This is a genomic window from Streptomyces sp. NPDC007095 (assembly GCF_040634475.1).
Lineage (GTDB): Bacteria > Actinomycetota > Actinomycetes > Streptomycetales > Streptomycetaceae > Streptomyces.
The window spans coordinates 1-25,284 of sequence record NZ_JBEYFS010000048.1; the positions used below are offsets into that span (position 1 = coordinate 1).

28 protein-coding genes and 1 pseudogene are annotated in these 25,284 nt (G+C 68.5%); 19 read left to right on the forward strand and 10 right to left on the reverse strand.

Annotated elements, in window-relative coordinates; all coding sequences use genetic code 11:
* Positions 1–369: 369 nt before the first annotated feature.
* Together ABZ656_RS18205 and ABZ656_RS18210 are read right to left on the reverse strand one after the other, a co-directional pair.
* Positions 370–492: pseudogene (locus ABZ656_RS18205) on the reverse strand (glyoxalase); the annotation flags it as partial.
* A gap of 16 nt (positions 493–508) precedes the next feature.
* Positions 509–934, reverse strand: coding sequence for a TMEM175 family protein (locus tag ABZ656_RS18210; protein ID WP_360269095.1), 426 nt, complete (start codon positions 932–934; stop codon positions 509–511).
* 432 nt (positions 935–1,366) lie between these two features.
* On the opposite strand from ABZ656_RS18210, the gene ABZ656_RS18215 reads away from it, so the two are divergent.
* The 7 genes from ABZ656_RS18215 (at position 1,367) to ABZ656_RS18245 (ending at position 7,917) form a co-directional block, all read left to right on the forward strand.
* Positions 1,367–1,849, forward strand: coding sequence for an ester cyclase (locus ABZ656_RS18215; RefSeq protein ID WP_360269098.1), 483 nt, complete (start codon positions 1,367–1,369; stop codon positions 1,847–1,849).
* A gap of 313 nt (positions 1,850–2,162) precedes the next feature.
* A complete protein-coding gene (kdpF, locus tag ABZ656_RS18220) occupies positions 2,163–2,252 on the forward strand; it encodes a K(+)-transporting ATPase subunit F (protein WP_360269101.1) in 90 nt (29 codons plus the stop codon).
* A gap of 36 nt (positions 2,253–2,288) precedes the next feature.
* Entirely contained in the window at positions 2,289–3,953 is a 1,665-nt protein-coding gene (kdpA, locus tag ABZ656_RS18225; RefSeq protein WP_360269104.1) for a potassium-transporting ATPase subunit KdpA, read from the forward strand.
* The gene (gene kdpB / locus ABZ656_RS18230; RefSeq protein WP_360269107.1) at positions 3,953–6,085 is read left to right on the forward strand and encodes a potassium-transporting ATPase subunit KdpB; all 2,133 of its coding nucleotides are present in this window, start codon (positions 3,953–3,955) and stop codon (positions 6,083–6,085) included. The genes kdpA and kdpB overlap by 1 nt, the downstream gene beginning before the upstream one ends.
* A gap of 21 nt (positions 6,086–6,106) precedes the next feature.
* Positions 6,107–6,736, forward strand: coding sequence for a potassium-transporting ATPase subunit KdpC (gene kdpC / locus ABZ656_RS18235; RefSeq protein WP_360269110.1), 630 nt, complete (start codon positions 6,107–6,109; stop codon positions 6,734–6,736).
* Between the two features lie 48 nt (positions 6,737–6,784).
* Positions 6,785–7,486: a response regulator gene (locus ABZ656_RS18240; protein ID WP_360269241.1), complete on the forward strand. Its 702-nt coding sequence runs from the start codon at positions 6,785–6,787 to the stop codon at positions 7,484–7,486.
* The gene (locus tag ABZ656_RS18245; RefSeq protein WP_360269113.1) at positions 7,483–7,917 is read left to right on the forward strand and encodes a DUF3592 domain-containing protein; all 435 of its coding nucleotides are present in this window, start codon (positions 7,483–7,485) and stop codon (positions 7,915–7,917) included. Before ABZ656_RS18240 ends, ABZ656_RS18245 begins: the two co-directional genes overlap by 4 nt.
* Before the next feature lie 24 nt (positions 7,918–7,941).
* Here the strand turns inward: ABZ656_RS18245 and ABZ656_RS18250 are convergent, their stop codons facing one another.
* The 8 genes from ABZ656_RS18250 to ABZ656_RS18285 all read right to left on the reverse strand — a co-directional run bounded on the left by ABZ656_RS18250 (position 7,942) and on the right by ABZ656_RS18285 (position 13,880).
* Positions 7,942–9,639, reverse strand: a complete 1,698-nt coding sequence (locus tag ABZ656_RS18250) for an FAD-dependent oxidoreductase (RefSeq protein ID WP_360269116.1) — start codon at positions 9,637–9,639, stop codon at positions 7,942–7,944.
* On the reverse strand, positions 9,636–9,917 hold the full coding sequence (locus ABZ656_RS18255; protein WP_360269119.1) for a UBP-type zinc finger domain-containing protein: 282 nt from the start codon (positions 9,915–9,917) through the stop codon (positions 9,636–9,638). The genes ABZ656_RS18250 and ABZ656_RS18255 overlap by 4 nt, the downstream gene beginning before the upstream one ends.
* A gap of 83 nt (positions 9,918–10,000) precedes the next feature.
* Positions 10,001–10,897, reverse strand: a complete 897-nt coding sequence (locus ABZ656_RS18260) for an alpha/beta fold hydrolase (protein WP_360269122.1) — start codon at positions 10,895–10,897, stop codon at positions 10,001–10,003.
* Positions 10,894–11,316, reverse strand: coding sequence for a nuclear transport factor 2 family protein (locus ABZ656_RS18265; RefSeq protein WP_360269125.1), 423 nt, complete (start codon positions 11,314–11,316; stop codon positions 10,894–10,896). The genes ABZ656_RS18260 and ABZ656_RS18265 overlap by 4 nt, the downstream gene beginning before the upstream one ends.
* The gene (locus ABZ656_RS18270) at positions 11,316–11,771 is read right to left on the reverse strand and encodes a nuclear transport factor 2 family protein (protein ID WP_360269128.1); all 456 of its coding nucleotides are present in this window, start codon (positions 11,769–11,771) and stop codon (positions 11,316–11,318) included. The genes ABZ656_RS18265 and ABZ656_RS18270 overlap by 1 nt, the downstream gene beginning before the upstream one ends.
* Positions 11,768–12,460: an EthD family reductase gene (locus tag ABZ656_RS18275; RefSeq protein WP_360269131.1), complete on the reverse strand. Its 693-nt coding sequence runs from the start codon at positions 12,458–12,460 to the stop codon at positions 11,768–11,770. The genes ABZ656_RS18270 and ABZ656_RS18275 overlap by 4 nt, the downstream gene beginning before the upstream one ends.
* Before the next feature lie 31 nt (positions 12,461–12,491).
* Positions 12,492–12,800, reverse strand: a complete 309-nt coding sequence (locus tag ABZ656_RS18280) for a muconolactone Delta-isomerase family protein (protein WP_360269134.1) — start codon at positions 12,798–12,800, stop codon at positions 12,492–12,494.
* A gap of 36 nt (positions 12,801–12,836) precedes the next feature.
* Positions 12,837–13,880, reverse strand: coding sequence for an ankyrin repeat domain-containing protein (locus ABZ656_RS18285; RefSeq protein WP_360269137.1), 1,044 nt, complete (start codon positions 13,878–13,880; stop codon positions 12,837–12,839).
* Positions 13,881–14,121: 241 nt separating this feature from the next.
* Here ABZ656_RS18285 and ABZ656_RS18290 point away from each other — a divergent pair, with 241 nt between their 5' ends.
* The 12 genes from ABZ656_RS18290 to ABZ656_RS18345 are packed head-to-tail and all read left to right on the forward strand — an operon-like array spanning position 14,122 to position 25,279.
* Positions 14,122–14,943, forward strand: coding sequence for a type 1 glutamine amidotransferase domain-containing protein (locus ABZ656_RS18290; protein WP_360269139.1), 822 nt, complete (start codon positions 14,122–14,124; stop codon positions 14,941–14,943).
* Between the two features lie 59 nt (positions 14,944–15,002).
* On the forward strand, positions 15,003–16,640 hold the full coding sequence (locus ABZ656_RS18295; protein ID WP_360269141.1) for a thiamine pyrophosphate-binding protein: 1,638 nt from the start codon (positions 15,003–15,005) through the stop codon (positions 16,638–16,640).
* A 31-nt stretch (positions 16,641–16,671) separates the two neighbouring features.
* Entirely contained in the window at positions 16,672–17,106 is a 435-nt protein-coding gene (locus ABZ656_RS18300; protein ID WP_360269144.1) for a nuclear transport factor 2 family protein, read from the forward strand.
* A 15-nt stretch (positions 17,107–17,121) separates the two neighbouring features.
* The gene (locus ABZ656_RS18305) at positions 17,122–17,511 is read left to right on the forward strand and encodes a nuclear transport factor 2 family protein (protein ID WP_360269147.1); all 390 of its coding nucleotides are present in this window, start codon (positions 17,122–17,124) and stop codon (positions 17,509–17,511) included.
* A 26-nt stretch (positions 17,512–17,537) separates the two neighbouring features.
* Positions 17,538–19,115 carry a GMC oxidoreductase gene (locus ABZ656_RS18310; RefSeq protein ID WP_360269150.1) on the forward strand — a complete coding sequence of 526 codons (1,578 nt, stop codon included), beginning with the start codon at positions 17,538–17,540 and terminating at the stop codon, positions 19,113–19,115.
* Positions 19,108–19,710 carry a DJ-1/PfpI family protein gene (locus ABZ656_RS18315; protein ID WP_360269153.1) on the forward strand — a complete coding sequence of 201 codons (603 nt, stop codon included), beginning with the start codon at positions 19,108–19,110 and terminating at the stop codon, positions 19,708–19,710. Before ABZ656_RS18310 ends, ABZ656_RS18315 begins: the two co-directional genes overlap by 8 nt.
* Positions 19,710–20,183 (forward strand): VOC family protein, encoded by a 474-nt coding sequence (locus ABZ656_RS18320; RefSeq protein WP_360269156.1) that lies wholly within the window; start codon positions 19,710–19,712, stop codon positions 20,181–20,183. Before ABZ656_RS18315 ends, ABZ656_RS18320 begins: the two co-directional genes overlap by 1 nt.
* Positions 20,176–22,053, forward strand: coding sequence for an AGE family epimerase/isomerase (locus tag ABZ656_RS18325; protein ID WP_360269159.1), 1,878 nt, complete (start codon positions 20,176–20,178; stop codon positions 22,051–22,053). The genes ABZ656_RS18320 and ABZ656_RS18325 overlap by 8 nt, the downstream gene beginning before the upstream one ends.
* On the forward strand, positions 22,050–22,397 hold the full coding sequence (locus tag ABZ656_RS18330) for an STAS domain-containing protein (RefSeq protein WP_360269162.1): 348 nt from the start codon (positions 22,050–22,052) through the stop codon (positions 22,395–22,397). The genes ABZ656_RS18325 and ABZ656_RS18330 overlap by 4 nt, the downstream gene beginning before the upstream one ends.
* Entirely contained in the window at positions 22,394–24,475 is a 2,082-nt protein-coding gene (gene glgX, locus ABZ656_RS18335) for a glycogen debranching protein GlgX (RefSeq protein WP_360269165.1), read from the forward strand. Before ABZ656_RS18330 ends, glgX begins: the two co-directional genes overlap by 4 nt.
* A 44-nt stretch (positions 24,476–24,519) precedes the next feature.
* The gene (locus ABZ656_RS18340) at positions 24,520–24,831 is read left to right on the forward strand and encodes an STAS domain-containing protein (RefSeq protein WP_360269168.1); all 312 of its coding nucleotides are present in this window, start codon (positions 24,520–24,522) and stop codon (positions 24,829–24,831) included.
* Between the two features lie 19 nt (positions 24,832–24,850).
* Positions 24,851–25,279: an ATP-binding protein gene (locus ABZ656_RS18345; protein ID WP_360269171.1), complete on the forward strand. Its 429-nt coding sequence runs from the start codon at positions 24,851–24,853 to the stop codon at positions 25,277–25,279.
* Positions 25,280–25,284: the final 5 nt, after the last annotated feature.

Below are 25,284 nucleotides of genomic sequence, written 5' to 3' on the forward strand. Positions count from 1 at the left end.
TCTTCGGCTACCTCACCCCGGCTGAGACCAGGCAGCGGCATCAACACACCCTCGCGGCATAGCCATTACGTGTCCGAGATCACGGGGAAGCTTCATGCCCGAGGAACTGCTCCACCAGGTACGCCTGATAGGGCTCACCGGGGACGCCCGCTGGGACGACCCGCACTGGCCCGACGGCCTCTACTGAGTTGTGTCTCACCGCGCCGCCCCATGGCACGGCATTCCCGATGGCACGGCATTCCCGTGGGCACAGCCGGCCCGGCGCCCCGGAGGCTGTCAGCCATGCTCGGACAAAACCGCGACATCCGGTCAGCATCCCCGGGTGGCCTCTGGCGCCTTGTTCGCCAACTGGCCTATTCAGTTACTGTTGAAGCTGACCTGCGCCGCCGGAGCGGACGGCGAGGCGAGCGTCATGATCCTGCCGAGGTTCATGACCTCCTCTAAGCCCAGCAGGCCATAGAACTCCCGGTTCTCCTGCGCTGCGTCCGACATCGCCCAAGGCCCGGCGCTACCACTGGACCTGCGGGCCGGCGCGGCATCTGCTGGGCCTGTGGACCGGTCCGGCATGCCGGCCGCCTGTCACCAGGATGCCGTAGAGCGGGGCGGCGTCCGTCGCCTCCCGGCCTGCGTGAAGCCGGCCAGCCAGAAAGCCCGTTGACCAGAACACTGCAGCGACGACCATGAGGAGAAGTAGGTTGAGGAGGATCAGGGTGCGGTCGGTCCTCCGGACCTCGGCGAAGAGGTCGTGGTGGTTGATCCACATTGCCCCGAGAACCAGAAGACTCACGACGTAGGTGAGGTAGTACGGCCACTGGTGCGCCAGTGCCTCGGTCAACTCGGGGCCTGAGTCCCTGGGCAGGGGGACGACCAGGATCATCAGGGCGATGGCGGCGGCGAAGGCCCTGTCGACGACGACTTCAATACGCTTGGCCACCTGCGCCCCCACCAGCCTCCGCGCGGCATGCGTACGGGGCTCGTCCAGGCCCCGCCGACGGCGAGACCAGCCGCTGGATCCGCCGCTTCCGCTGTCGATCCAACCCGGCCGCCACCCGTGTACTCAAGCGGTCGTGACCGTTCTTGTCGCCGTCCTTACGACGATGAGCCGAAAGGGGTGGCGACGGCCACGGCACCTCCGCGAACGGATGTCCCGGGGAGAGGAAACGCCTCGGAACTGCTCGTCGCACGCGAGTCGTTGAGCGGACCGAGCCACCTACGCGTCCTTTTCGTCTCCGCTGTGCAGAGGCGGACCGGCTCGGACCTCGATCCGCATGACAGTTTGTGAGGTATGCGATTGCTGCGGGGGTCCGGTTGGTAGTTCGTCTGATGGGTTGTCGGCCTGCATCAGTACGGAAAGAAGGGTCGCAGTATGAATGAGAAGCGGATCGAAACGCGGCGTGATGTCTCACCGCTGGAGATCTATCGCGCGTGGAACAGTCTTCTGCTGGCCGGGGACACCGAAGGAGCAGCCCGGCTCATCGACTCCGATCGATGGAAGGAGAAATGCCTCGGGCTGACCGGTTGGCTCACCGACTTCCAGGTCGCCGTCGGTCATTACGTGAAGAACATGGTGAAGCCTTGGCGCGACCTCGAAATGTACGAAGAAGACGTGGTCGAGGGACGGGACGCCGTCACGATTCGCTTCCGCGTCGAGGCTACGCACGTCGGGGAGTTTCTGGGTGTGCCGGCGACAGGGCGCCGGATCTCGTTCCAGGCCATCCGTATAGTCAAGATCAGGGAGGGCAGAGTTACGGGGCAGTGGGCCCAGCTGGATCTGTGGGGCATTTACAGCCAGCTGACCGACTTCCCGGTGGTCTCGCAGGAGACGGGACACTCGGAGGAGCGGCGATAGGCCCACACACGGGTGGACCGCACCGACTGGCGGAGGCGGTGTGTCAGGAATTCGTTAAAGGAGTGGCTGAAAGTGTCAAACTCCCGCTAACGAGGCTGGCGGACCCAGCGTCGCAGCGTTTCGCTGAAGAAGCCGGATTCCACCGACACCGCCCCGCGCCTCGGCGCCTCCGCATCGCGTCGCCACGCCTGGCCGAGCGGTCCCTTTCCGTCATCGCTACGGGGGTGTCACACATGCCGGACCTTGGATTCATCGTTCTCGTCATCGTCGCCTTCGGTCTGATCGGACTGGTCGCCAGGGGAGTGAACCGGCTGTGAGCGTGGAGAACGTCGTCGGCCTGGTCGTCGCCGTCTGTCTGGTGATCTACCTGGTCCTGTGCCTGATCTTCCCCGAGAAGTTCTAGCTTCGCCCCGAACGGTCGTGGCTGGAGAGGTTCTCCATGAACGCCACTCTCGCGGGCTGGCTGCAGATCATCGCCCTGGTCGGCGCGCTGGCCCTGACCTTCCGCCCGCTCGGCGACTATATGGCCCATGTCCTCACCTCCACCCGTCACTGGCGGTCGGAGCGCCTGGTCTACCGGGTCGGCGGCGTGCACGTGGACTCGGAGCAGACGTGGTCCGGCTACCTGCGCAGCGTGCTTGCATTTTCCGTGGTCTCGGTGCTGTTCCTCTACGGCTTTCTGCGGCTGCAGAACCATCTGCTGCTCTCCCTCGGCATGAAGCCGATCAGTCCCGATCAGTCCTTCAACACCGCCGCCTCTTTCGTCACCAACACCAACTGGCAGTCCTACTCGGGCGAGTCGGCCCTGGGGCATCTGGTGCAGATGGCGGGTCTTGCGGTGCAGAACTTCGTCTCGGCGGCGGTCGGGATCGCCGTGGTCGCGGCCCTGATCCGCGGGTTCACCCGTAAGAAGACCGACCGGGTCGGCAACTTCTGGCAGGACCTCACCAGGGTCGTGCTGCGGGTACTGCTGCCGATCTCGTTGGTCATGGCGATGGTGCTGGTCGCCGCGGGTACGGTCGAGAACTTCCACGGCTTCCAGTCGATCACCGCCATCGCGGGGCAGCACCAGTCAATCCCGGGCGGTCCGGTTGCCTCTCAGGAGGCCATCAAGGAGCTGGGCACCAACGGCGGCGGGTTCTACAACGCGAACTCCGCCCACCCCTTCGAGAACCCCAACCCGTTCACCAACTGGCTGGAGATCTACCTGCTGCTGGTGATCGGCTTCTCGCTGCCGCGTACCTTCGGCACGATGGTCGGTGACAAGCGGCAGGGCTACGCGATCGTCGCCGTGATGGCGCTGATCTGGGCCGCGTCGGTGGCCATCGTCACCGCCAACGAGCTGCATAGCGTGAGCAGTTCGGCCGGGCACGCGGCCGGCGGGATGATGGAGGGCAAGGAGCAGCGGTTGGGGATCTGGGCCTCGGCCCTGTTCGCCGTGTCCACCACGCTGACCTCGTGCGGTGCGGTCAACTCGGCTCATGACTCGCTCACGCCGGGCGGCGGCGGCATGACGATCTTCAACATGATGTTGGGCGAGATCGCGCCCGGCGGCACTGGGTCCGGCCTGTACGGGATCCTGATCCTGGCCGTCGTGGCGGTCTTCGTCGGCGGCCTGATGGTCGGTCGCACGCCCGAGTACCTGGGCAAGAAGCTGCGCGGTCGGGAGATGAAGTACGCCTCGCTGTACATCCTCACCACCCCGGCGATCGTGTTGGTCGGTTCCGGCATCGCGATGGCGCTGCCGGGCGAGCGGGCGGCGATGCTCAACCACGGTCCGCACGGCTTCTCCGAAGTGCTCTATGCCTTCACCTCGGCCGCCAACAACAACGGCTCTGCCTTCGCCGGGCTGAGCGTCAACACCGTCTGGTACAACACCGCGCTCGGGCTTGCGATGATCCTGGGCCGCTTCCTGCCGATGGTGTTCGTGCTGGCGCTGGCCGGATCGCTCGCCACGCAGCAGCCGGTGCCCGTCACGGTGGGCACACTGCCCACCCACCGGCCGCAGTTCGTCGGCCTGCTGTCCGCCGTGATCCTCATCGTTGTCGGCCTCACCTACCTGCCCGCGCTCGCGCTGGGGCCGCTCGCGGAAGGGTTGCACTGATGCCCACCACGACCCTGGAAACCACGGCGCCGAAGGGCCCGCCGGAGGCCGAACCGCATCGGATCTCTGCGGGAATGCTGGAGCCCAGGCTGCTCCTCGCCTCCGTCCCCGACGCGCTGCGCAAGCTCGACCCACGTCTGATGGTCAGGAACCCCGTGATGTTCGTGGTCGAGGTCGGCGCCGTGCTGACCACGCTGTCGGCGATCAGGGACCCGAGCGTCTTCGCATGGGTGATCACGGTCTGGCTCTGGCTGACCGTGGTCTTCGCCAACCTGTCGGAGGCGGTGGCGGAAGGGCGCGGCAAGGCGCAGGCGGAGACGCTGCGCCGGACGAAGAAGGACACCATGGCCCGCCGTGTCCTCCGTGAAGGGCAGCCCGGCGCACCGGAGGTCACCGAGGAGGTGCCGGGGACCGACCTGCGGCTCGGTGATCACGTCGTGGTCGAGGCCGGTGAGATCATCCCCGGTGACGGCGATGTGATCGAGGGCATCGCGAGCGTGGACGAGTCCGCGATCACGGGCGAGTCGGCGCCGGTGATCCGCGAGTCGGGCGGCGACCGCTCCGCCGTGACGGGCGGGACGAAGGTGCTCTCCGACCGCATCGTGGTGCGGATCACCTCGAAACCCGGCGAGACCTTCATCGACCGCATGATCGCGCTGGTGGAGGGCGCGGACCGGCAGAAGACACCGAATGAGATCGCGCTGAACATTGTCCTGGCCTCGCTGACCATCGTCTTCCTGGTCGCTGTGGTGACCCTGCAGCCCTTCGCCGTCTTCGCCGGCGCCGAGCAGTCCATCGTCATCCTGGTGGCGCTGGTCGTCGCCCTGATCCCGACCACGATCGGCGCGCTGCTCGCCGCGATCGGCATCGCGGGGATGGACCGGCTGGTGCAGCGCAATGTGCTGGCCATGTCCGGACGTGCTGTGGAGGCCGCGGGCGATGTCAACACCCTGCTGCTGGACAAGACCGGCACCATCACCCTGGGCAACCGGCAGGCTGCCGAGTTCCTGCCGGTCAGCGGCGTGGACCTGGAGACGTTGGCGGACGCCGCCCAGTTGTCCTCGATCGCCGACGAAACCCCCGAAGGGCGCTCGATCGTGGTCCTCGCCAAGAAACGTCACGCGCTACGGGCACGGTCCGAGGGCGAGCTGGCGCACGCCGAGTTCGTCCCGTTCACCGCGCAGACCCGGATGTCGGGGGTGGACCTCGACGACGAACTGGCCAACCGCGCGCTGCGCAAGGGCGCGGCCACCGCTGTCATGCGCTGGGTCCGCAACCACGGCGGCCACCCCACCGACGAGGTCGGCCCGCTGGTCGACGGCATCTCCGCCACGGGCGGCACGCCGCTGGTCGTTGGCGAGGTGGTACGGCAGGGAGGGGGCGAGAGCGCCCGGATCCTCGGAGTCATCCACCTCAAGGACGTCGTCAAGCACGGTATGCGCGAGCGCTTCGACGAGCTGCGCCGCATGGGCATCCGCACCGTGATGATCACGGGTGACAACCCGCTGACCGCCAAGGCGATCGCCGAGGAGGCCGGCGTCGACGACTTCCTCGCCGAGGCCACCCCCGAGGACAAGATGGCCCTCATCAAGCGGGAGCAGGCCGGCGGCAAGCTGGTCGCCATGACCGGTGACGGTACAAACGACGCGCCCGCGCTGGCCCAGGCGGACGTCGGCGTGGCGATGAACACCGGTACGTCGGCCGCCAAGGAGGCCGGCAACATGGTCGACCTCGACTCCAACCCGACCAAGCTCATCGAGATCGTCGAGATCGGCAAGCAGCTGCTGATCACCCGGGGCTCGCTGACCACCTTCTCCATCGCCAACGACATAGCCAAGTACTTCGCGATCATCCCCGCGATGTTCGCCAGCGTCTACCCGGGCCTGCACCGACTCAACATCATGGGCCTGCACAGCCCGACCTCGGCCATCTCCTCCGCGATCATCTTCAACGCGCTGATCATCGTCGCGCTGATCCCGCTGGCCCTGCGCGGCGTCCGCTACCGGCCGTCCTCGGCGGCCGCGCTGCTCAGCCGCAACATCTGGATCTACGGCCTCGGCGGCCTGGTGCTGCCGTTCCTCGGCATCAAGGCCATCGACCTGATCATCCAGTTCGTCCCCGGACTGCACTGACCGACAAGGAGGACGATCCCCGTGGCAGGTTCTCCCGCCCGCGTGATCCGCCACCACCTGGCGGCACTGCGCATGCTGCTGGTCTTCACCGTGATCACCGGCATCGCCTACCCGCTGGCCGTCACCGGCATCGCCCAGGGCCTCTTCCCGCACCAGGCCAACGGATCAATGATCAAGGACCACGGACGTCCAGTCGCCTCCGCCCTCATCGGCCAGAACTTCGACCTCTCGCCGCGCAAGGGCCAGACCACGCCGGCACCCGACCCCAAGTGGTTCCAGCCCCGCCCGTCCGCAGCCGGGAGCACGGGCTACGACCCGACCACCTCCGGCGCCTCCAACCTCGGACCCAACAACGCCACCTTGATCAAGACGATCAAACAACGGCGTGCCGCGGTGGCCGCGTTCGACGGCGTCCAGCCCAACCGTGTTCCCGACGACGCGGTCACCGCTTCCGGCTCCGGACTCGACCCGGACATCTCACCCGTGTACGCCTACGAGCAGGTCAACCGGGTGGCGAAAGCCCGCGGGCTGGGCCCGGCCGCGGTCCGCGACCTCGTCGCCCGGCGCATAGACGGCCGCTCGCTGGGCTTCCTGGGTCAGGAAAGTGTCAACGTCGTCCAGCTCAACCACGATCTGGCCGGATTGAAGTGACGATGGACGAGAGAACAGCCGTTCAGCGCAAGGAGATGGGCCGGCATGATGCGACGCGTGCTGATCGTCGACAGTGAGCCGCAGCTGCTGCGCGCGCTGGAGGTCGGTCTCGCCGCGCAGAGCTACACCGTCGCGACCGCGCCCGACGGGACCAGCGCCCTCAGCCTGGCCTCCCGCACGCCGCCGGACGCGGTCATCGTCGACCTCGACCTGCCGGACGACGACGGCACCGACGTCATCACCGGCCTGCGGGACTGGTCCTCCATACCCGTCATCGCATTGTCGGAGCATGCCGAACCGGCGAACGTCGTCGAGGTGCTGGACGCGGGTGCCGATGACTGCGTGACCAAGCCGTTCGTCATGGAGGAGCTGCTGGCCCGGCTGCGCGCCGTGCTGCGCCGGTCGGACTGCTCCGGCGGACCTCCGACCGTCACTGTCGGCCAGTACGCCATCGACCTGCCGGCCTACACCGTGGTAGGCGATTCGGGCCGAGGCGAGCCCGTTCGTCTCTCCCCGACGGAATGGCGGCTGCTCGCCACGCTGCTGCGTAATCCGGGACGGCTGGTCACCGGCCACCAGCTGCTGCGAGACATCTGGGGACCGGGCCACGACGAGCACTCCAACTACCTGCGCATCTATATGTCGGCCCTGCGTCACAAACTCGAGCCCGACCCGGCCCACCCGCGCTACCTCATCACCGAGCCCGGCATCGGCTACCGCTTCGAGCCCTGTGGAGGCAAGGCCAGGTGAGCGCAGGAGACATGGTCGTCCTGGCGGTGTTCGCAGCCTGCGGCGGCGGGCTCATGGCGCTTGCCGGAATCACCAGCCTGCGCCAGACCCGTAGGATCGCACGGAGCGGCGTCCGGGTCTGGGCACTGGTGAAGAGAAACCCGGGTTCGCGTGACGACGATCCCGCGCCACCACGCCCGCTGCTCCAGTTCACCACGGAGGACGGCCGAGTCGTGGAGATCGTCAGTCCCGTAGCGCCGACGAGGCGGCGGCCGTTGCAGCACGGCGACACACTGCTGATCACCTACGACCCGGCCAACCCGGGCACCGTCGTCGTTTACAACCGGGAACGGCGCTTGCTGGACTACGTGTTCATCGCCGCCGGGGCGATCGTGGTGCTGCTGGCACTGGTGCTGGTCAGCCTGACAGGGCCTGGGTGCGATGCGTTGTGACGGACAGCCCTGCGGCACCCCGGGTCACCGGCCCGATGACGCCCGATAGCGGTGGATCAGCGCGACGGCCATGGCGCCCTCGCCCACACCGGAAGCCACCCGCTTGATCGAGTGGGCGCGCACGTCACCGGCCGCGAAGACTCCTGGGACGCTGCTCTCGAGCAACAGGGGTTCGCGCGCCGACGGCCGAGCGGCAGGAAGCACGCCGGCGCGCGCCAGATCAGGGCCCGTCAACACGAAGCCGTGCTCGTCGCAGTCCACGACCCCGGCCAGCCAGTCGGTGCGGGGCCGCGCACCGATGAAGGTGAAGACGAACCTCGCCTGCTCGTCGGACTCGGTACCCGTCGCGTCGTCGATGAGCGTGATGCGCTCCAGGTGCTCGTCTCCGTGCAGGGCGAGGACCCGGGTGCTCACCCGTACCTCGATGTTCGTCGTCCGGCGTATTTCGTCCACGAGGTACTGGGACATCCCGGCTTCGAGCGAGTCGGCCCGGACCAGCACGGTGACCTTCGCCGCGTACTTGGCGAAGTGGATCGCGGCCTGCCCGGCGGAGTTCGCGCCCCCGATGATGAACACGTGGTGCGAGATGCAGGAACTGCTCTCGGCCATCGCGGCGCCGTAGTACAGCCCCTCGCCCTCGAACTGCTCCGCACCCGGGATCGCCAGGCGGTTGTACGACACCCCGGTGGCAAGCAGCACGGTCTCGGCGCTGATCTCCGAGTTGTCGGCCAGGGTGATGATCTTCGCGGGGCCAACGGGACGCAGCCCGACGGCCTCCACCGGCGACAGCAATTCGGCGCCGAACCGTCCCGCCTGGCTCACGGCCCGCCGCGTGAGGTCGCCGCCCGACAGCCCCGCGGGAAAGCCGAGGTAGTTCTCTATGAGGCTGGAGGTTCCCGCCTGGCCGCCAGGTGAGTCGGCGTCGAGCAGGAGTGTGGAGAGCCCCTCCGAGGCCGCGTACACACCCGCGGCGAGTCCGGCGGGTCCCGCGCCGACGATGACGGTGTCGTAGTGCGGGCGGGACGCGGTGGTGGGCAGGCCGAGGTGGTCGGCGAGTTCGGCGTTCGAGGGGGCGGCGACCACGGCACCGTCGGGGAAGGCAACGAACGGAAGCTCTGCCCCTGCGTGCTGTTCCACCAGCTTCTGGGCCTCCGGATCGGTCGTCACGTCGAGAAACCGGAACGGCTGGCCGTTGCGGGTGAGGAAGTCCCGTACGGCGTGTGTCCGGGCCGACACGACATGGCCGGCGACCCGGATGCCACGATAGGCGGGGCGATACGCTGCGATCCAGTCGGAGAGCAGGTCGTCGAGGACGGGGAACAGCCGCTCGGTGGGCGGGTCCCACGGCTTCATGAGGTAGTAGTCGAGCCGCACCCTGTTGATCGCCGTGATCGCCGCGTCGGTCTCGGCGTACGCGGTCAGGAGCACCCGACGGGCGTCGGGGAAACGACTCACCGCCTCCTGCAGGAAGTCGACGCCGGTCATGTCGGGCATGCGCTGGTCGACGAGGAACAGCGCCGGGTCGTGTCCCCGCTCCTCCAGGGAGTCCAGGACCTTCAACGCCTCACCGGCGGACGAAGCGCCGAGGATCCGGTAGCGGTCGGCGTAGACGCTGCGCAGATCCCGCCGGACCGCCCGCAGTACCTGGGGGTCGTCGTCCACGGCGAGGATGACCGGTTTGCGCGTCTCGTCAACGGTGGTCCCCGGCACCGTCGTACTCATGGACAGGTCCCTTCGTCGAACTCCAGGAAGAGTCCCTCGGGGAAGCACCAGCCCCAGAACTCGCCCGGCTGGTGGGAGAGGACGATCGGGTGGCCGGTCGCGGTGTAGTGCCGGCTCGCGTGCTGGTTCGGCGAGGAGTCGCAGCAGCCGATGTGCCCGCAGCTGAGACACCTGCGCAGGTGGACCCAGCGGTCGCCGGACTTCAGGCACTCCTGGCAGCCGTCGTCCGACGCGGCGGCCACAGGGGTGATCTGGTCGAGGTGTATGCATTCGGGCATGTGTGTGGGATGCCTCCGTCGGGGCGGGGCCGGGGTGCGGCGGTTTCGCGTCGCTCGCTGTCGCACCCCGGCCGTCCGCCGTCCTAGGCCAGGGTTTCGGTGAAGTGCCGGGCGGCGATGCCCGCGGCCTCGGCGACCTTCTCCTCCTGGTCGTAGAAGTCGAACTGTGTGCCGTCGGTCCACACGATGCGCTTGGGACCACCCAGGGCGTCGTGGAACTTCTGCGCACCCTGCGGAAGGGCGGCGTCACGGCTGTGGACCATCACGGTCGGGACCGTGACGCCGGCGGCTGCCGGGTGCGGGTCGAAGGACAGCCAGTGGGGCCACGACATCACGGCGAACCGGTTGTCCCACTCGGGCACCGCCCCGCGCTTGTCGTCGAGGTAGTACTTGAAGGGGCCGAACATGGCGGCGTCGGGGTCCGTGGTGCTGACAGCCGGCACGTACGGGACGGCCTCGCCCTTCTCGTACCGTTGCCGCGCCGAGAGGCCGGCGTCGAGCCTCTTCTGCACCCCGTCCGTGCCGCCGTAGACCTCCCTCACCAGCTCGGGGTCGTGCAGCCACGGCGCTACAAGGGCCAGACTGCGCAGGCGCCGGTCCTCCGCGGCGTTCACCGCGACGTAGCCGCTGCCGGCGCAGATCCCCAGTGCGCCGATCCGGTCCGGGTCGGTGGACCCGTGCCCGGCGAGAAAGGTGACGGCACCGCGGATGTCGCGGATCTTGCGGTCCGGCAACTCCAGCTGGCGCGGCTCGCCGCCGGACTCGCCGAAGCCGGTGAAGTCGAAGGCCAGCGCCGTCAGCCCCGCCTCGGCCATCCGGCGCGCGTAGAGCGCGGCCATCTGCTCCTTGACGGTCGTCCACGAACCGGCCACGACGACCGCGGGCCCACGGCCCTGGACGTCGGGACGGTACAAGGTGCCGACGAGACGGTGCCCGGCACTGTCGAAGGTGACGCGCTCCGTGCGCACGGTGTACGTCATGCCGCCCTCCCGTCGATGGCCCGCAGGATCTGCGACGGGTCGGTGTAGGACTTCCAGCGCACGATCTTGCCGTCGCGGACCGTGAGGTGCTGGACGAACTCGATCTCGAAGGTCTGGCCGGTCTCCTTGACCACGGACTTCTCGTAGAGCACACCCACGGCCCGGTCGCCCTCGACGATCAGCTCCACGAGCCGTTCGTCCCCGACGTCGACCACGCCGAGGAAGACCTTGAGGCTGTCCAGCACTTCCGCGGGACCGTGGTACGTGCCGATCCACGGCATGCGGTCGTTGTAGCCGGGCACCGGTGCGTAGTTGATCCACTCGATGTCGTCCGCTAGGAATGTCAGGGCCCGCTCGGTGTCGCCGCCGGTAAGCGCAGCGAACCATTCCTCGGCGACCTCGCGTGTATTGCCGGCCATCACTTGCTCCTCTCCATGATCTTCCGGTTGCCGTCGGCCCAGTCGGCGGTCATCGTCAGGCCGTCGATCCGCCATCCGGCCGGCGTGCGGTTGAGCGTGAACCGGTAGTGGCCGCCGAGCGTCCACAGCGGACCGCCGAGGGCGTTGGGCAGCAGGTGTGTGGCCAGGAAGTCGGCCGTGGCGACGGCTGCGTCACCCGAGGCCCGCACCAGGTGGTTGGTGAGCAGGTGCTGCGTCGAGGTCAGTGGGGACAGCAGGGTCCGCCATGCCTCGATCAGGTCGTCGGCGGCCAGCTCGGCGGGTTCGCCTCCGTTGAGACTGTTGTAGTCGACCAGCACCTTCTCGGTGAAGACCGACGAACGCAGCGACTGCCACTCGCGCTTGTCGGTGTGCCAGCACATGCGGGTGCACGTCTCGATGATGTCGAGGCGGTCACGGAGATCCTGGTCGCTCATCGGGTTCCCTCACGGCCGAAGATCCAGTGCTCCTCGAAGAGGAGGGTGTGGACGTAGCGGGCTTCTGTGAAGGTCGCCAAGTCGGCGAGCATGTCCCGGAACTCGGGGGTTTCGCGGGCGGCCTCGTAGGCTTCCGGGCTGTCGAACCAGAGCTGGTAGGCGCCGTCCAGCACGGCCTCGCCCACCCCGTAGAAGGCGTCGCGGGTGTGGTTCTGCATGTACCTGCGCAGCCCCGGGATCTTCTCGGCCAGCCGGGCGTGCCGGTTCAGGCTCCGGTCGCGGAACTCCCGCAGCGGCAGCCCTTCACGGCGCTTGACGAGGATGAGCAGCTTGGTCGTGGGGTCGTCGGCGCCGGCACCCTCGACCACGACGTGCGCGTCCGTGTCCAGGACCACCGTGCGCCAGAAGGCCGCCCAGCGGGGCTCGTCCCGGCGCGCGCCCTCCAGGAACTCCGGGGTCTGCAGGGAAGCGAGCTGTTCCGCCTCGTTCTCCAGCCATATCTCGGCCGCCCCGCTCCACAGCGGGTCGGCCCCGTCGCCGGACCGGGGGGTCCGCGTGTTGACGCAGTACCGCTTGATCTGCGGGATCCGGGACGCGTAGCGCACCGCGTGCTCCTCGACCCAGTACCGCTGGAACTCCTTCTCCGACATGCCGGGCTTGGGGTGGGCCAGGATGATCTGGTGAATCACTTGTCTCTCCTCGGGGATGGGCGTGCGGGTGTCAGACCCGGTAGCGGGCGTTGACGTCGTCCGCGAAGCCGAGGTAGTCGCGCAGCGGCCACACCACCTCGAACTCCAGGTACTCGCGCATGGGCAGCCGCCCCAGCGCCGTACGGTCGAGCTCCTCGGCGTTCTCGCAGTCCACGACGGCGATGACCCGCTTCTGGGCGGCGACCTTCCAGATGCCGACGACCATGCCGGACTCGATCGTCTCCTTGGCGTGGAGCGTCTCCTCCGCCTCCACCTCCCAGAGCTCGTCCAGCGAGATGCGGCCCTCGTGATTCCACTTCATCTGTACGAAAAACAGCACGGTGACTCCTTGTCAGACTTGTGCAGAGCGGGGTGGTCAGGGGGTCGCGTGAGTGATGGCCTTGGTGAGCGGGTGGTCCGCGCCGAGGCTCTCGCGGGCGATGTCGGCGGGCCGCTTGCCGTCGTGGCCGACGAGGTCCAGTCGGGCACCGGCGTCGATCAGGACCCGGGCGCACTCCTCGTAGCCGTGCCAGAGGGCGTCGTGCAGCGGGGTGTAGCCGTTGGTGATGCCCTGGTAGTCGAGGTCGACGCCGTGTGCCTCGACGAGCAGGGCGGTGATGCCCGCATGGCCGTTGTAGACGGCCTTGTGGAGTGGCACCGCGCCGAAGGTCGGCTCGACGGCGTTGACGTCGGCGCCGGCGGCGAGCAGCTCCCTGGCGATCTCCTCGTGCCCGTCGCGGCAGGCGACCAGCAGCGGGGTGTGCGCGTCGTTGAAGCCGTTGACCATCGGGTAGCGGGCGTCGACCTCGGCGCCCTCCGCGAGGCGGCGTCGCACGGCATCGAGGTTGCCGGTGGTGACGGCGGCCATCAAGTGCTGTGCCCTTACCGCGCTTTCGTCGGCTTGCGTCCGCGCCGTCAGGAGCCGTTCGGCCTCGAGGAGCTTGTCCTTGCCGCGAATGTTGACGTTCAGCTCGTACTCGAAGTGCTCGCGCATCGAGAAGCCGTAGTGCGTCGACAGGTTGAGCCCCGCCTGGTGCTCCAGGAGTACGGTCACGACCCCGGGCCACTTGTACCAGAGGGCGTCCATGAGCGGGGTGTGACCGGTGGTGGGCGCCACGGCATCCACGAAGGAGCCTGCCTCCAGCAGGACGCGTACCGTCTCCGGGTCGCCTCCCTGAACCGCCTTGTGCAGGGCCGTGGCGCCGCCCCGGGAGTCCCCGGTGTGCAGATCGGCGTCCGCGGCCAGCAGCCGGCGGACGAGCGGGGCGTTGCCACGCCCCGCCGCGATCATCAAGGCGGTCAGTCCGCTGAGCGGGTCCCGGACGTCCGGGCCGGCGCCGAGCGCGAGCAGTCCGGAGACCGTTTCCGCATCGCCGTCCTGCACCGCCGAGAGGAATTCCTCGCGCGTGGGAATCGTCATCCTTTTCTTCCGCCTTCTGTCGGAGATGATCCGGCGACGGGACATTAGCCAGCCCTGGGCAGGGGTATGCGGCAACCTCACAAACTCTCGTTCGTTACCGGGGAGTCTTGACGCCGACCGATCGCGACCTCACCAATCCCCCGGTGACCTCACAAACTGGTCCGGGAGCCTGTTGACAGCCGGTTCATTGCAGGCTCACTGTCGTTACCGGACATCAACCGGTGCACATCGGAGGCGGAAAGTGACGCATATTCTGATCGTTCTCTCGGAATACGGATACTGGGCCGAAGAACTGGTCGGGCCGCTCAGCGCATTCGACGAGCGCGGCTACCGAGTCACCTTCGCGACGCCCACCGGGAAGCGCGCCCACGCCCTCCCGCCGAGCCTGGACGAGGAGTACATCGACCCGCCGCTCGGCCGTTCGGTGACCACCGCCGAGGTGGCCGAGCTGGGCCGTGTGGTGGAAAGCGGAAGCCGGCTCGACGACCCGCGCAGCCTCGCCGGCTGGATCCCCGAGCGCCCCTACACCAGCGCGCCCGACTACCTGAGCAGGCTGGAGGACTACCACCGCTCGCTCGAGGAAATCGACGCCGACCTGCGGGAGTACGACGCGTTGCTCGTCGTCGGCGGCAGTGGCCCCATCGTCGACCTCGCCAACAACGAGCGGGTCCACGACCTGATCCTGACCTTCGTCCGGGCCGGCAAGCCGGTCGGCGCCGAGTGCTACGGAGTCGCCTGCCTCGCCTTCGCCCGCGACTGGGACGACCGGGCGAGCATCATCCGGGGCAAGCACGTCACCGGCCACTGCAAGGAGTACGACTACAAGGACGGCACCGGATTCCTCGGGACCGACTTCGTCATGGGACCGCCGCCGTACCCGCTGGAGTACATCCTCCGCGACGCGACCGCGCCCGGCGGCGCGTACCATGGGAATTTCGGAAAGCCGACCTCGGTGATAGTCGACTTCCCGTTCATCACGGGCCGTTCCACGCCCGACTCCTTCCTCACCGGCCAGAAGATGGTCGAGGTTCTGGAAGAGGGCCTCACCCGGTACGGCTGGTAGGGATTTCTCGATTCCTTTTCCGTATTCGGGCGCGACACGAAACCGCATAGGAGTATTCGGTGGCGGGCAGGTCAGGAAACGTCAAACTCATCGAGCAGTTCATGGCGGACGGGCTCGACGTCATGTTCGGAAATCCCGGTACCGTGGAACAAGGATTTCTCGACGCGGCGGAGCAGAACCCGGGATTCCGGTACGTCCTGGCGCTCCAGGAGACCGTGGCCGCGGGCATCGCCGACGGCTACGCACGGGCGACCGGCGGGCCGGCACTGCTGCAGCTGCACACCGGCGTCGGACTCGGCAACGCCGTCGGCATGCTCTACCAGTCGATGCGCGGGCACACGCCGCTGGTCGCCATCGCCGGTGACGCGGGCGTGCGCTACGACGCGATGGACGCGCAGATGGCGTCCGACCTGGTCGCCATGGCACGCCCGGTGACCAAGTACGCGACCCGGGTGACCGACCCGCGCTCCGTGCTGCGCGTCATACGCCGGGCCGTGAAGATCGCCATGACGCCGCCGCGCGGCCCCGTCTTCGTGGCCCTGCCGATGGACGTCCTCGACGAGCTCAACGACGAACCCGTCCTCGCCTCCACTCTCCCGGTCACCGTCTCCACCCCGCCGGCGGAGACGGTGACCCGGGCCGCCGAGCTGCTGACCTCCGGCCGACGCCCGCTGATCCTGGTGGGCGACGGGGTCGGACTCGCCGGCGCGCAGCCGGAGCTGGTGCGCGTGGCCGAACAACTGGGCGCGGACGCCTGGTCCGTGGACTCCTCCGAGGTCAACATGCCGGCCTCGCACCCGCTCTCCCGCGGACAACTCGGCCACATGTTCGGCGAGCGCAGCGCCGAGGTGGTGGCGGACGCCGACTCCGTGCTGATCGTGGGCACGTACGTCTTCCCCGAGGTCTTCCCCCGGCTCACCAACCCGTTCCGGCCCGACGCCCGCATCGTCCACGTCGACCTCGACGCGTACGAGATCGCCAAGAACCACCCGGTGGACCTCGGCATCGTCGCGGACCCCAAGTCGACACTCGCGGCACTCGCCGCCGAGCTGGAACGCCGGCTCGCCTCGGCCCAACGGCAGGAAGCCGCCGGGCGGTTGGCGGCGCGGCGTGAAGAGCGGCACCGGTGCATCCGCGAGCGGGCGTCCGGCGACTCGACACTGGAGCGGTTCCTGCGGGAGCTCGCCCGCCGGACGGGAGACGACCTGGTCGTCTTCGATGAGGCGCTCACCTCCTCGCCCACCGTGGTGAAGCACCTGCCCCCCAACCGGCCCGGCGACTACTTCCTCACCCGAGGCGGCTCGCTCGGCGTCGGCATCCCGGGTGCGGTCGGGGCCAAGCTCGCACGCCCGGACCGTACGGTCGTCGGCTTCACCGGCGACGGCGGCGCGATGTACACCTACCAGGCCCTGTGGACCGCCGCCCGGCACGACATCGCGGCGAAGTTCGTGGTCTGCAACAACCGCAAGTACCGGCTGCTCGACGACAACATCGCCCAGTACTGGAAGGAACGGGACATCCCCCTGCATGACTTCCCGTCCTCCTTCGACCTCTCCCGGCCCGACATCCGCTTCGCCGACCTCGCCCGCGCCCTGGGCGCCGACGGCATCCGGGTCGAGAAGCCCGAGGGGGCCGCCGACGCGGTGGAGCGCATGCTCGCCGCGACCGGGCCCTTCCTGGTCGACCTCCAGGTCTGACCATCCCCTCCAGGCCACCAAGGAGTGCGCCATGCGGCACTTCACCGCACGTTCGATCCGCACGTTCGTGGAGCAGTGGTACGCCGCCCTCGACCGTCACGACGACCTGGACGAGGTGAAGAAGTTCGTCGTCGACGCCGGCCTGGAGATGCGCTTCCCCGAGGGCACCTTCCGGGGGCACTCCGGCTTCGCCGAGTGGTACAAGGCCGTCTGCCACCGCTTCTTCGACGAGGAGCACAAGGTCACCGACGTCCACGCCGTCATCGACGGCACCGACGCCCGCGTACAGGTCCACGTCAACTGGCAGGCCCGGGTGTGGAACCCGCCGGCCGCCAGGAGCGAGTGGCTCGGCTTCGACGCTGAGCAGACCTGGGTCGTCGTGGCCGGCGACACCCGTGCGGTTCCGCTCATCAAGACCTACATCTGCGACGCGCTGGAACCCATGTCGGGCTCTGCCGCCCTCTGAGGAGTTGGTAACGCTATGGGAACCGGGGACGTCATGCCCGCCCGTGAAGTGCTCGCCCACTACTACCGCTACGCCAACAGCGGCCGGTGGGATCGCTGGTGCGACCTGTTCGCCGAGTCCATGTTCATGGACGAGCAGCTCGCGGGCCGGATCGAGGGACGCGACAAGCTCCGCTCGATGATGACCGGCATGGGGGAGCTGTACGCCTCCTTCGAGAACCAGCCGCTGTGCGTCCTGGTCGACGGCAACCAGGCGGCGGTGGTCTCCCGCATCACCGCCCGCAGTGCGTCGGGCAAGCCCATCGAGGCGGACGTCATGAACTACTTCCGCATCGAGAACGGGCTCATCACCTACATGGCCAACTACCACGACACCCTGCCCTTCCAGGTGCTCTCCCAGAGCTAGACCGGACGGGACGCTCGGAGAGAACGATGAAAGAAGAGTTCGACTACGTCGTCGTCGGCGCGGGCACGGCCGGCTGTGTGCTGGCAAACCGGCTCACCGAGGACCCGGACGTACGGGTCCTCGTGCTGGAGGCCGGCGCGAGCCGCATCCCCTCGGAGGTGGACGACCCCACCGCCTGGCACCGGCTGATGGACGGCCGTATCGACTGGAAGCACCGCAGCGTGCCGCAGCAGGGCCTGAACGGGAGGATCACCCGTGAACCGCGCGGCCGTGCGCCGGGCGGAAGCAGCAACCTCTACCTGATGATGCACGTATGGGGCCACCCGTCGGACTATGACCACTGGGCCCACCAGGGGGCGGCGGGCTGGTCGTACCGCGACGTCCGGCCGTACTTCGGGCGCCTGGCGACCCGGCCTGGCGTCGACGCGGAGCAGGGCGGCCCGAATCCGGCCTCCGAGGCATTCCTCGACGCCTGCACCGAACTCGGCTTCCCCCGGGTTGCGAACTTCAACACCGGGGTCATGTCGGGCGCCGGCTGGCACCGGCTGGACATCGCCGACGGCCGACGCCACGGCGCGCTCGCCTCCTACTTGGAGCCGGCGCTGGAGCGTCCCAACCTCACCCTGCGCACCAGCGCCCTGACCATCGGGCTCGCCGTGATCGGCGACACCTGCGTGGGAGTGGAGTACCTCCAGCGCCCGGAACCGGCGGAAGCCGTAGGCCGCCCGGTGCGGGACGCGCACGCGGAACATCTCCGGCCCGGCGTGCACCAGGTCCGGGCCACCCGCGAGGTGATCGTCGCGTGCGGAGCCATCGAGTCGCCCAAGCTGCTGATGCTCTCCGGCATCGGCAACCCTGACCGTCTCCGGGCGCAGGGCATCGCGGTCAAGGCGGCGCTGCCGGGAGTGGGGGAGAACTTCCACAACCACGTGCTCACCGCTGTCATGACGGAGTCCCGCACCGTGGTCCCGGCCCCCCGCCAGAACCTCTCCGAGAGCGCGCTGTTCACCTCCTCCGCCCCCGGACTGACCGGCCCCGATCTCCAGCTCGCTTTCGTCCACGCTCCGTTCGACCCCACTGTGGGCGAGCGGCATCCCCACACGGTGAGCATCCTGCCCGGAGTGGTCCGCCCGGTCTCGCGCGGCTGGGTGCGGCTCGCTCACGGCGACGCGCTGGCCAAGCCCCTGGTCAACCCCAACTATCTTGCCGACCGGTCCGATCTGGAGCGGCTGGTGCGGGGCGTGAAGCTGGCCAGGGAGATCGTCGGCACCTCGGCCTTCTCCCCGTGGAACAAGCAGGAGCTGTGGCCGGGGCCGACGGTGACCACGGACGAGGACCTGCGGGCCTTCGTGCGCCGCACCGCGGACAGTTACCACCACCACGCCGGCTCCTGCCGTATGGGCACCGACGACTTGTCGGTCGTCGACCCGCGGCTGCGCGTCCACGGAGTGCGGGGCCTGCGGGTGGTGGACGCGAGCGTCATGCCCCAAGTGCCCTCCGGGAACTGTCACAGCGCCGTCCTCGTGATCGCCGAGCGGGCGACCGACCTCATCAAGGCCGAGCCTCTCCCGGCCGACCTCCGCAAAGGAGCTCCGCATGCCTGACGTCGCCGTCGACGACGGGCCGCTGACCGGCACCCGCATCGCGGTGCTGCTGGAGAGCGACTTCTACGAGCCCGAAATCTTCTACTACCGCCACCGGTTCGCCGAAGAGGGCGTCCAGGTCGACTTCCTCACCCGGCTGTGGGGCAATGCCGAGCTGACCTTCACCGGACACGAGTACCGGGCCCCGTTCACCGTCCACCGCGGCATCGAGGACATCAGCGACGCCCGCCTGCGTGAGTACGCCGCGCTGATCGTGCCCTCCGGCATGGTCGCCGATCGCCTGCGCTACAGCGAGGACGTCAGTCGGCCCGCGCCCGCGACCGAGCTGCTGCGCCGCGCGTTCGCGGAGCCGGATCTCGTCAAGGGGATCATCTGCCACGGCATGTGGCTGGCCTCCGCCGTCCCCCAGGTGGTCCGCGGCCGCAAGGTCGTCTGCCACAACAACCTCGTCGGCGACGTCCGGAACATGGGCGCCGAATACGTGGACCAGGACGTCGTCCTCGACGGCGACCTGCTGACCGCCCGCACCGGCGAGCACCACCACCTCTTCGCCCGCCGGCTCATCGACCTGCTCATTCAGCGAAAGGCCCGTTGATGCACTGGTCCCACGTCGGCCTCAACTGCCGCGACCAGCGGCGGACCGAGGAGTTCTACGCCCGCTGGTTCGGATTCCACCGGGCCCGTGCGGTGCCCGTGGGCGACCGGCAGATCGTCTTCCTCCGCCGGGGCGACGCCTATCTCGAACTCTTCCCGGCCCGCGAGGAGCGGGCCGCTCCCGCCCGCGACGACGGCCCCACCGCACCCGGCGCAGTCCGCCACATCGCGTTCCAGACCGACAGCGTCGACGACCTGCTCGCCTCCATGGGCGACGCGGCCGACGTGACCCTGGGCCCGCTCGGCTTCGACGACGTCGTCCCCGGCTGGCGCACGGTATGGCTGCGCGACCCCGACGGCGTCGTCGTGGAAGTCAGCCAGGGATTCCGGGACGACCGGGAAACGGTCGCTGTCGACGCGACCCCCATCAGCGCGGCACCCACACACGAAAAGGACAGCCCACTCCATGTCTGAGACGTCTGGCATATCCGAGGCATCCGTGACGGCCGACGCGGTGAACTTCACGTTCTCCGACACCATCGCCGGCCACGTCACGTCGTACGACCGCGCGACCCGGCTCGTGAGGCTGTCCACCGCCGACGACCGCGAACTCGAGATCCTCGTCGGCGGCGAGGTCGCCGCCGAGGTCGTGCACAACCTGGAGGAACCGTACGCCGACGCCGGAGCCCATCTCGACGAGATGCTCGAACCCGGCCGCTTCCTCTTCGCCTACGCGGTCTTCTACCCCGAGGGCGGCACGACCCGTATAGAGGCCAAGCGACTGGTCTTCCCCGGCCGGCGGCCCGGCACGTTCCGGTTCGAGGAGACCGACTGGTGGATACGCCAGCTGGAGAGCGTTGCCGGCTTCTACCGCCGCGCCCAGTTCGGCGACGGACCCGTGGACTACACGCAGTACCGCACCCAGCTGAGGCTCGGCGGTGACAAGACCGCCAGCCACATCCAGGAGACCGACACCATCTCCCGTCTGGTCTACGGCATGGCGTCCGCGTTCATGCTGACGGGCAACGACGAGTACCTGGAGGTCGCCGAGCGTGGCACCGCCTACTTGCGGGAGCACATGCGCGTCGTCGATCCCGAGGAGGACGTCGTCTACTGGTACCACGGGCTCAGCGTGGACGGAGAGACCGAGAAGAAGCTGTTCACCTCGGAGTTCTCCGACGACTACGACGCCATCCCCATGTACGAGCAGATCTACGCGCTCGCGGGACCCGTCCAGACCTACCGCGTCACCGCCGATCCGCGGATCAAGAGCGATGCCGACGCCACGCTGCGGCTGTTCGACAAGTTCTTCCTCGACCAGGAGCAGGGCGGCTACTTCTCGCACGTCGACCCGATCCTCTTCCGCGCAGACCACGAGTCCCTGGGTCCCAACAAGGACCGCAAGAACTGGAACTCGGTCGGCGACCACGCCCCGGCCTATCTGATCAACCTCTACCTGGCCACGGGTGACGAGCGGTACGCACGCATGCTCGAGTACACCTTCGACACCATCGTCGAGCGTTTCCCCGACCGCAAGAACAGCCCGTTCGTGCAGGAGCGGTTCCACCGCGACTGGTCTCATGACACCACCCACGGCTGGCAGCAGGACCGAGCGGTCGTCGGCCACAACCTCAAGATCGCCTGGAATCTGATGCGGCTGCACTCGCTGCGTCCCAAGCCGGAGTACCTCGACACCGCCGTCGGTATCGGCGAGTCGATGCCTGCGGTCGGCAGCGACCTGCGGCGCGGCGGCTGGTACGACGTCGTCGAGCGGATTCGCTCCGCCGGCCAGAAGTTCCACCGCTTCGCCTGGCACGACCGCAAGGCGTGGTGGCAGCAGGAGCAGGCGATTCTCGCCTATCTCATCCTGCGCGGCACGACCGGCCGCGAGGACTTCCTGCAGGAGGCGCGCCGGGCCGAGTCCTTCTACAACACCTTCTTCCTCGACCACGACGAGGGCGCCGTCTACTTCAACGTCCTCGCCTCCGGACTGCCGTATCTGCTGGGCACCGAGCGGCTCAAGGGCAGCCACTCGATGTCCATGTACCACTCCGCCGAGCTGTGCTACCTGGCCGCCGTCTACAACAACCTGCTGATCCACGGCAAGCCCATGGACTTCTGGTTCAAGCCGGACCCGTCCGGACTCGACGGCGGTGTGCTGCGCGTCGCGCCCGATCTGCTGCCGGCGGGCTCCGTGCGCATCGCGGAGGTCGACGTCGAGGGTTCTTCGCACGACGACTACGACGCTGCCGCCCTCACCGTGCGCCTGCCCCAGCGTGGCTCGGAGCGGGTGAAGGTGCGTGTCCGCCTCGAACCCTCCCTGGAACGGGAGTCGCACTCATGACCGCCGAAGTACAGGTCCACTCCCATGACGTGGACGGTGCCATGGTCGTAGAACTCACGGGCGAGATCACCAGCGTGACCTCGGCAGCGCTCCAGGAGCGGATCCTGCCGCTAGTCGGATCCGACCGCACCACCGTCATCGACCTCACCCACGTGCCGTACATCTCCAGCGCGGGACTGCGCACCCTGCTTCTGGTGCACCGCCAGGCGCTGCGCCGGCAGGGCACGACCGTCCTGGTCGGCCTGTCGGAGGAGGTCAGGTTCGTCATGTCCTCCACCGGGTTCCTCGACTTCTTCGACATTCGCGACAAGGCGTCCCTCGAACCAGGAGCGGCGGGCCAATGACGTCACTCGACAGCCGGGAGCGTATCGACGCCTACCCCACGCACCACATCGCCGGTTACGGAGTCCGAGCCGGCCACCCGCTGCCGTTCGGCGCCACCCTCGTCCCCGGTGGGATCAACTTCTCGGTCTACTCGGACCGTGCCACCCGGATGTGGCTCGTGCTCTTCGAGCCCGGAGCACGGGAGCCGCTGGCCGAACTGGAGTTCCCGCCGTCGTTCCGGATCGGCAGCGTGTACGCGATGACCGTGTTCGGTCTGGAGGCGGAGAGCCTGGAGTACGGGTTCCGCGCCGAGGGCCCCTTCGCCCCGGAGCGCGGTGACCGGTTCGACGTGTCCAAGGTGCTGACCGACCCGTACGCCCGGATGATCTCCGGGCGGGACGAGTGGGGCACCGTGCCGGACCGCGACCGCCCCTGCCCCTACCGGTCCCGGCTGGTCCTCGACGACTTCGACTGGGGCGACGACGCGCCGCTGCGCATCCCGGCCGAGGACCTGGTGGTCTACGAGCTGCACGTACGCGGCTTCACCCGGCACCCCTCCTCCGGGGTGTCGGCCCCGGGCACCTACGCGGGCCTGCGGGAGAAGATCCCGTACCTGAAGGACCTGGGCGTCAACTGCGTCGAACTCATGCCCGTCTTCGAGTTCGACGAGCACGACAACCCGCGCAGCCACCCCGTCACCGGCGAACCACTCCTCGACTACTGGGGCTACAACACCATCGGCTTCTTCTCCCCGAAGGCCGGCTACGCCGCCACGGGCCGCTTCGGCATGCAGGCCGACGAGTTCAAGACCCTCGTCAAGGAACTGCACGCGGCCGGCATCGAGGTCATCCTCGACGTCGTCTTCAACCACACGGCGGAAGGCAACGAACGGGGGCCGACGATCTCCTTCCGCGGCCTCGACAACGCCACCTACTACATGCTCACGCCGGCCGGTGACTACTACAACTTCAGCGGGACCGGCAACACCGTCAACTGCAACCACCCCGTGGTGCGCGACTTCGTCCTCGGTTGCCTGCGCCACTGGGTCTCGCAGTACCACATCGACGGCTTCCGCTTCGACCTGGCCGCCATCCTCGACCGGGCCCCGGACGGCACCCCGCTGGCCAACCCGCCGCTCCTTGAGCAGCTCGCCCACGACCCGGTCCTGCGCCACTGCAAGCTGATCGCGGAGGCATGGGACGCGGCCGGGCTGTACGAGGTGGGCACCTTCCCCGCATACGGGCGCTGGGCGGAGTGGAACGGCAAGTACCGCGACACCGTACGCCGGTTCCTCAAGAGCGACGCCGGCACGGTCGCCGAGTTGGCGACCCGGCTTGCCGGCTCACCGGACCTCTACACGGGCCGCGGCGCCACCGCCTCCGTCAACTTCGTCACCGCACACGACGGATTCACCCTCCACGACCTCGTCGCTTACAACGACAAGCACAACGAGGCCAATGGAGAGGGCAACGCCGACGGGGCGAACGACAACAACAGCTGGAATGGCGGCGCCGAGGGCCCGACCGACGACCCGGAGATCCTCCGGCTGCGGATGCGGCAGATGAAGAACGCCCTGGCGATCCTCCTCACCAGCCAGGGCGTGCCGATGCTGCTCGCGGGTGACGAGATTGCCCGCACACAGCTGGGCAACAACAACACCTACTGCCAGGACAACGAGCTGTCCTGGCTGGACTGGAGCCTGCGCGACACCCACGCGGAACTGCACCGGTTCGCGCGCTCCCTGATCACCTTCCGCAGGGCGCACCCCGCCCTGCGCAGCGCCGCCCACTCGCCCGACGGCATCAGCTGGCACGGCGTACGGGCCTGGGAACCCGACTGGTCCCCGGAGAGCAGACTGCTGGCCCTGATGCGCTCCACCGAGGGTGAGCAGATCTACGTCGCCATGAATGCCCACTGGGAAGCGCACGACCTTCAACTGCCGCGCCCGGAATCCGGGACCACCTGGCACCTCGTCGCCGACACCGCGGCCGCATCCCCCTACGACTTCCGCGAGCCGGGTGACGAAGCACCCTTGACGGTCCCCGACAGCTACCGGATCGCGACCCGCTCGACCGTGATCCTGCTCGCCCGTGCCTGAACCCCCGCATCACCCGACGACACGCACAGAAACGGAGACCCACCGTGGCCTTCACCGTCTCGGTCACCACGACGACCGACACCGCGACCATCAACCTCGCCGGCGAACTCGACGCCGCAGGCGCCCCCGACTTCCGTCAGACGATCGAGAAGGCAGCGGCCGCCGGCGTCACCCACGTCGTCATCCGTGCCCACGAACTCACCTACATGGCGAGCGCGGGACTGCGCTCCCTCGTGTTCGCCCGGCAGAAGATGGGCGACGACGTCCGGATCACCGTCGCGGGGGCGAGCGAGTCGGTGGCCCGGACGATACGGCAGGCCGGCTTCGACCGCAGCGTCACGCTCACCGACGAGTGACGACGAACGGGCCGCGCAGATGAACGCCCTACGCCTGTCCGCCGCACTCACCTCCTTCGAGGACGTCGCGGCCTATGTGGGGGATCTGGCAGAACGGGCCGGGCTGCCCGACGATGCTGCCTACCGGCTGCGGCTGGCGACCGACGAGCTGGCCACCAACGTGGTCATGCACGGATACCGCGGCGCCGAAGGCGAGTTACGCGTGACGGGCGGGATGGACGAGGACACCGTCTGGATCCGCCTTGAGGACGACGCCCCCCGCTTCGACCCCGGCGCGAACCGCCTTCCCCCGCGCACCGACCTTCCGCTTTCCGAGCGCCCCATCGGCGGCCTCGGCATCCACCTCGCGCTCACCGCCCTCGACGACTTCCGCCACCACTACACCGACGGACACAACAGCAACACGCTCGTGATCCACCGCCGCGATCACGAAGAACCCTCGAAGTGAGGCCG